The 5,870-nt window shown below is 53.7% G+C and carries 8 protein-coding genes, 1 tRNA gene and 1 pseudogene; 6 read left to right on the forward strand and 4 right to left on the reverse strand.

Annotated elements, in window-relative coordinates:
- Positions 1-129: 129 nt before the first annotated feature.
- Positions 130-681 carry an HNH endonuclease gene (locus RMO15_RS09615; protein ID WP_309711207.1) on the forward strand — a complete coding sequence of 184 codons (552 nt, stop codon included), beginning with the start codon at positions 130-132 and terminating at the stop codon, positions 679-681.
- A gap of 42 nt (positions 682-723) precedes the next feature.
- Here RMO15_RS09615 and RMO15_RS09620 read toward each other — a convergent pair whose 3' ends face one another.
- Positions 724-1,284, reverse strand: coding sequence for a hypothetical protein (locus RMO15_RS09620; protein WP_309711211.1), 561 nt, complete (start codon positions 1,282-1,284; stop codon positions 724-726).
- A 151-nt stretch (positions 1,285-1,435) separates the two neighbouring features.
- Between RMO15_RS09620 and RMO15_RS09625 the strand changes: the two genes are divergently transcribed.
- Positions 1,436-1,502, forward strand: a tRNA-Arg gene (locus RMO15_RS09625).
- A gap of 122 nt (positions 1,503-1,624) precedes the next feature.
- Complete coding sequence (locus RMO15_RS09630) at positions 1,625-1,867, forward strand: hypothetical protein (protein ID WP_309711215.1); 243 nt, start codon at positions 1,625-1,627, stop codon at positions 1,865-1,867.
- A 222-nt stretch (positions 1,868-2,089) separates the two neighbouring features.
- On the opposite strand, the pseudogene RMO15_RS33230 reads toward RMO15_RS09630, so the two are convergent.
- The 3 genes and pseudogenes from RMO15_RS33230 to RMO15_RS09645 all read right to left on the reverse strand — a co-directional run.
- Positions 2,090-3,109 (reverse strand): annotated as a pseudogene (locus tag RMO15_RS33230) (recombinase family protein); the annotation flags it as partial.
- A gap of 165 nt (positions 3,110-3,274) precedes the next feature.
- Positions 3,275-3,412, reverse strand: a complete 138-nt coding sequence (locus tag RMO15_RS09640) for a hypothetical protein (RefSeq protein WP_309711220.1) — start codon at positions 3,410-3,412, stop codon at positions 3,275-3,277.
- 156 nt (positions 3,413-3,568) lie between these two features.
- On the reverse strand, positions 3,569-3,766 hold the full coding sequence (locus RMO15_RS09645) for a helix-turn-helix transcriptional regulator (protein WP_309711223.1): 198 nt from the start codon (positions 3,764-3,766) through the stop codon (positions 3,569-3,571).
- 98 nt (positions 3,767-3,864) lie between these two features.
- Between RMO15_RS09645 and RMO15_RS09650 the strand changes: the two genes are divergently transcribed.
- From RMO15_RS09650 to RMO15_RS09660, 3 genes are read left to right on the forward strand one after another with little or no spacing between them, the layout of a single operon-like run.
- Complete coding sequence (locus RMO15_RS09650; protein WP_309711226.1) at positions 3,865-4,302, forward strand: helix-turn-helix domain-containing protein; 438 nt, start codon at positions 3,865-3,867, stop codon at positions 4,300-4,302.
- Between the two features lie 27 nt (positions 4,303-4,329).
- Positions 4,330-5,157 (forward strand): HipA family kinase, encoded by an 828-nt coding sequence (locus RMO15_RS09655; protein WP_309711228.1) that lies wholly within the window; start codon positions 4,330-4,332, stop codon positions 5,155-5,157.
- A gap of 5 nt (positions 5,158-5,162) precedes the next feature.
- Complete coding sequence (locus RMO15_RS09660; protein WP_309711231.1) at positions 5,163-5,861, forward strand: DUF3037 domain-containing protein; 699 nt, start codon at positions 5,163-5,165, stop codon at positions 5,859-5,861.
- Positions 5,862-5,870 lie beyond the last annotated feature (9 nt).

Consider the following 5,870-nt stretch of genomic DNA (forward strand, 5'->3'; position numbering starts at 1 on the left):
CACGATCCGCGCGAGCTGCGGTGATGATCTTCGTCGCGGGATGTTGCCGTGAAAGGCCATTGCGACACACTTCGTATTCTAACCGCTATGTTGCGGCTTGTCAAACTGTTTTTTCGCCAAGGAGTAATCGTGGAGACCACAATACTTTTTCATTCCGAAGATTCTGGCCCAGTAACGATAGACTCGGCTGATTTTGATCTTGTTTCTGGCGCTAAGTGGTTTGTAGAGTACCGCATTCGCTCTGGTTCAATCAAAAAGCCTATGCGAGTAAGGGCTAATCGCTACCACGAAGGATCAAACTCCCCGGTGACACTGCATCGCTTAATACTTGGCAACCCTGCCGGGATTATAGACCATATCGACCGGAACCCTCTCAACAACTCTCGAAGCAACCTAAGAATTGTTGACAGCATCCAGAACCGGGTAAATTCAGATCCTCATGGACGAAGGAAGTTCAAAGGGACGAGCTACATCAAGGCCAGTGCCACCCCTAGCTGGGAGGCAAGGATATGGAGCTCTGGAAAAGGCCACTACCTCGGCGTCTTTAGCTCTGAGGAGGACGCAGCTAGGGCTTACGACTCCAAGGCTCTTGAATTGTGGGGCGAACATGCCAGGCTAAACTTCCCTAAAAAAATGCAAGAACTGTTATCCCTTGAAAAATTAAAACATTATCCATATTGACTCCACGAAATAGCCATGAACTTATTTCGCTAGGCGATGATTTTACAGGGTGGGTTGAACTATGCAATATTTCTCTCGAAGTTCAACTAATCTTGGCCTGATTTCTTCTCTCGCATTTTTCAAATCCATCCTACTTATTATAAATTCATCAGATATAGGACTTATCCAATTAGTAGGTGCTTTAATAAACGCAATCGTGAGCATCGTGAACATTTTTGAACATTTTTCCGATTTTTTAGACAGTATTTTGAAATCGTCATGAAATTGACGGTGCTCTAACGGAACTCCCGCCGCTTCTACTTCGTCAAGAAGTATATTGGGCACCAGCAGAACTCCAGAAGTGACTCTTGCTCGATCCTGCCATGACTGATCTTTATGCATTGATGGCGAGTCCATAAGCTCATTCATCTGTTCTTCTATTCGTTGTTCGCCTGCCTTGACTGATCCGTAAGCCATGCTGACCTTTTCAATGTATTTTTTGTTGCGGGCTTCATTGTATGTCGGTGGTGGCGTGGCATTACACCCCGCGACTAGAATTGAGGGCAGAGCAAATATCACAAATAGCTTAGGTTTGGATACAGAAAACAGTTTTCGGATATTCATACAGAATGTCAGTATAACATCATTTTGTCTGATCGTCCGAGTTCATGCCTTATTTTGTATGCCGTGGTAGACTGTCTTTTGTCGGTCATTATGACTGCAAGTATCTTTTTACGGCATACAGCAAACGGCCTCTAACTTGAGTCTGTCAAACACCCCAGATTTCGGATTAGAGCATCTGGTTGCGGTCCAGAAGGCCACAGGTTCGAGTCCTGTCGGGTGCACTTAGGGGATCTTTTCCCGAAACTTCCACCAAGCCGACCTCAATTTGAGGTCGGCTTTTTGCTATCTTAGCCTGCACTGAAAGATCAGAGAGAACCGTGGCAGCGAACTGCTTCTTGCCTTGGATCTCGATTTCGACGATAAACGCACGGAGCAGTACTTCTTGCTCCTTTTGCGTCGCTACCTCCCACAGCTCACTAAAGCGCCCCATAAGAGCACTGAAGTGGCTTGCGGTCGGCCTGCTCTGGCGGGCAGCTTCTATCTGCGCCTCCAGAGCGGTGATGATCTCCTGGGACTGCTGGCGCTGGGTGGAGACAGACTCCAGCGCAGAAAGAACGGAGCGCATGGCTCCATCGCTCGTTGAAAGAGTAAGTGCCTTGGTGAGGCGCTCCTCTTGGGCAATCAGGCGCTTGGCCTCACGGCGGGCGGCGATCACCTGCCGGGTGAGCTCGCCCAAGTCGGGCAGCTCGGCGGCAGCGGCTTCGAGGATACACCGTACGCGCCACGGATGATCCGCCATGCCCTTCATCTCACTCACCAGGGTCTCGTGGAGCCAGGGGGCACTCACCTGGCCTGTGGGACACGCCGCAGCACGGGCGCGGTGGCACTGGTAGTAGTGATAACGCACTCCCTTGCTCTGGCTCCAGTAGGGGGTCATATTCCCGCCACAGGCGCAGCGGATCCGGCCCGTGAAGAGGTAGGAGAAGGTGTCTGGAGTCTCGGAAGCTTGCTTTCGCGGGTTGCAGCGCTTCTCTCCTCTGCCGCGCCGGGTAAGGAGAACCTGCGCTTGGTCGTAGACATCACGGGTGACTATCGGGGCGCAGAAGCTCTCGTTGGTGATCTCAGCCCAGACAAAGCGCCCGGTGCAGATAGGATTGGCAAGAACCTGCCGGGCGCGTTTATCGGTCCAGTCCTGCCCCGTGGCCTCAGCGAGCCTATCGCGGACGGCAGCAATGGAGTCGGTGGCGATGAACTCAGCGAAGACTTCGCGCACCAGCTCAACCTGCTCAGGCTCGGGTATGAGGCGCTTGGGAGCCTTCTTGCCGGGTGCCTGGTAGCGCTCGTCCTCGATGGCCTTGTAGCCAAAGGCGACACTGGGCCCACCTGGCCACAGCCCGAGGCGCACCATCTCCGCCAGCTTGGTGCGAGTCTGCTCGGAGATAATACGCGGCCAGAGCCCATCGGTGGCGATCATCATGGACTGGTGCGCGTAGCCCGCAAGTCCTGAGGCGAAGCTCTCTTTGACAGTGACGACCTGGGCGCGGACTTTCTCCAGCTCGTAGCGGGCGATAATGAACTCCTCACCACGACCAAGACGGGCCATGAAGGTGACGACGACAATATCGAACTTCCGAGCTTGGGCATCCGCCAGGAGTTGCTTCCATTGCTTGCGATTGAGGTTGGTGCCCGTCTTGGCCTCCTCACGGTAGACCTCGACGAGCTGGCCGCCATTCTCCTCAATGTAGGCGCGGCAGACGTTTTCCTGGGCCTCGCAGGAGGTCAGTCCCTGCTCAGCTTGCTTCTCGGTAGAGAAGCGAGAGTAGATAGCGCAGCGCCGCCCCGAAACGGAGACGGGCGCGCGGTTGAGTTTAGAGCGTGTTCCCATGGGTCTCTACTTCCACTGCGGGGTGGCCGCTCTCCTCTTTCCCATCCGTTCGCTTCGCGATTTGATCGAGTGTGAGGAGGATAATCTTCATGCAACGAATGGCCTCGCAATGGGGCAGTGGTGCTGGGAGAATCGTAAACCAGCGAGATGGGGTGACGGGGCGTCTCATAAGAGCTGCCCCTCGGGGAGCCAGCAGACATACCAGCGTGAGGAAGTGCCTCCGCAGGCGATGGCTTCGGCGTGGGCGATGCAGGGGAGGAGTAACAAGCCTTCCGCGATCCAGTGGGCCTGCTTGCGGCTCATGGGGTAAGAGCAACGCAGCTCGATGTCCTCTCTCACCTCACGAGTTACATTCCGAGCTATCCTATTCATAAGCTGTGCCTCCTTGCTGCAGAAATGGGTTCCGTTTCCTTGTATCTCATGGCATTATTGTAATCATTAGTTACATATTTGTCAAGACTAAATTATACTATTAGTTAAATTTTTGACGAGCTCTTCAGGAGCCACTCCCACGGCATCCGCATAGCGGCGGAGCGTGGAGAGCTTGGGGTTTCCCGCCTTCTCCATCTTCACCACTGCTACATGCGAAACGCCCATGCGCTCCGCGACCTGCTGTAGTGTCAGTCCGGCCTGCTTTCTATAGTCGGTAAGTGTCATACCCAATTGTAACTCTAAGTCATAAAAGATGCAACTGAATGTAACCAAAAGAGTCATTGCATATCCTGTAACATACAGTTACAATAGAGTAGGATTTTATGGCAATAACAAGTGCGATTTTGAGCTTTGGGCCGTGGCTGAAACAGGCACGTGAGAAACGTGGCCTTACCGCGCTGGCACTGGCGGAAAGGGCGGGCTATAGCCACGTCACGATCCATAACATCGAGCACGAGAAAAAAGGGGTCAAGCGAGAGACGGTCGAGGCGCTGGCCAATGCCCTGGCAACGGATACGATGACCGATAACGATCGCTTGCGTCTTCGCAACGAGGCGCTCCTTGCCGCCGGATTCGCGCCGGAGACTCCCGAACTCTTGAACGAGCCCTTCGATGAAGATACGCTCGAAGTGGCACACTTCTATCATGGCATCGCAGATCCACGCATGAAGGCGTGGGTGAAGAACATGATGCGTACGGCGGTTGAGATCACTGATAAAGAACCCGCCGATGCAGGGCCATCAGGCAATGGGACAGATTAGCAGCGAACGGTAGGAGGGGGCCCAAACGTGGACGAAGTAGAAAGGACATCTGTTGAGCGCTGGCGAGCAGTGCGCTTGATCGAGATCAAGGAGAACGGGCGAACTCGTCCTCTTGATGTAAGCTGTGAACCAGAAGATGCCGAGGAAAACGAGGAGAGTAACACTACCCAACGGCGCTACGTGGTCAAGACACTGGGTGCTGAAGTCACCGAGCAAAGTCTCTTCAATGAGCTCTTTGGCGGGATGCTGGCAGGGCTTTTAGGGGTGCCCTCTCCACCACCGGCCATAATTCTGATTGACCAGGAATTTATCGCCGCCCATGAGCTCGTCCTGAGGCGTGCGGAGCGCGAAGTGCTCGTCGGTCTGGCCATAGGGAGTCGCCACCTGGAGCCGCTGCACTCGGTGACGGTGGACTCAATGTTCACCACGCCCCCCATGATAGAGCAGGCTGCGCGCCTCTTTGCGCTTGATATGCTAATCCAGAACCCAGACCGCCGCCGAAGCAAGCCAAACTGCGCTTTTCATCAGAAAAACCTGACGGCCTTTGATTTTGAGCTGGGTTTCTCATTTCTGCAACTCCTCCCCAGCATGGCAACGTTTTTTCCACCGGATAAAGTCGACGAGAAAATGGCGCGGGACCACGTACTTTTTGAGGCGCTACGGCGCAAGACAGCAATCTTTGGCGGTTTCCTCAAAGATCTTGAGGGGCTCAGTGACGGTATTATGGAGGAGTGGGTGCGAGCAACTCCTGGTTCGTGGCAGAGGAATGCCAGCAGGATCACCGACCATATTAGGCAAGTTCGAGAGCATGCCCCAGCGTTCGGGCGCTCTCTGGAAATGGTATTGCAAGGATAAATTTCATGAGAGTAAGCTACCGCTATAGCGTTCTGCGCTACCAGAATGACCCCGCCATGGGCGAGGCTCTGAACATCGGAGTTATCTTCTACTGCCCGGATCGCAACCATCTGGAGGTGCGAATCTCCAGTCGTTTCAAGCGCCTCTCCGATACTTTCGAGGGCTTTGACCAAGAAGGTTATCGCCGCACGGTTTCCCTGCTGGAGCGTGGTGTGGAGCGACTGGCAGCCCAGATAAAAACAGAGAGCGCTCCTTCCTTGATTCCCCCCAAAATGGCTGCTGGCCTGGATGAGATCACAGGCCAGCTCTTACCTGATACGGGCCTCGCCTATAGGTTTGGCCCCGAGATGTGCGGCATCACCCGTAAGCCAGAAACCGAGATAGAGCAGCTCTACGAGCAGTTTGTTACCAGTCGCTACAGCGGAGATGGTCAGCGTAAACGGCGCGAAGATAGCGAAGTCTGGAATGTCTTCCAGGAAGCTCTCCGCAGACGCAATCTGAGTCACCTGGTTCAAGAGCGCACTATCTCCCTTGAGGATGATCTTGACTACAAGTTTCAGCACTCCCTTACGCTATCAGAAGTCACTGGGAAGGTTCGCCGTGCCGTCTTAGAGTCGGTTTACGTTTACTATGCAGATAATCGTAACAAACGGGGGAGGGTAAACGAGATGGTTGGGTTGGGGGAAATTCTATTAGGGAAATAATAAGATGTT

The sequence above is a fragment of the Armatimonas sp. genome (genome assembly GCF_031410135.1).
GTDB lineage: Bacteria > Armatimonadota > Armatimonadia > Armatimonadales > Armatimonadaceae > Armatimonas.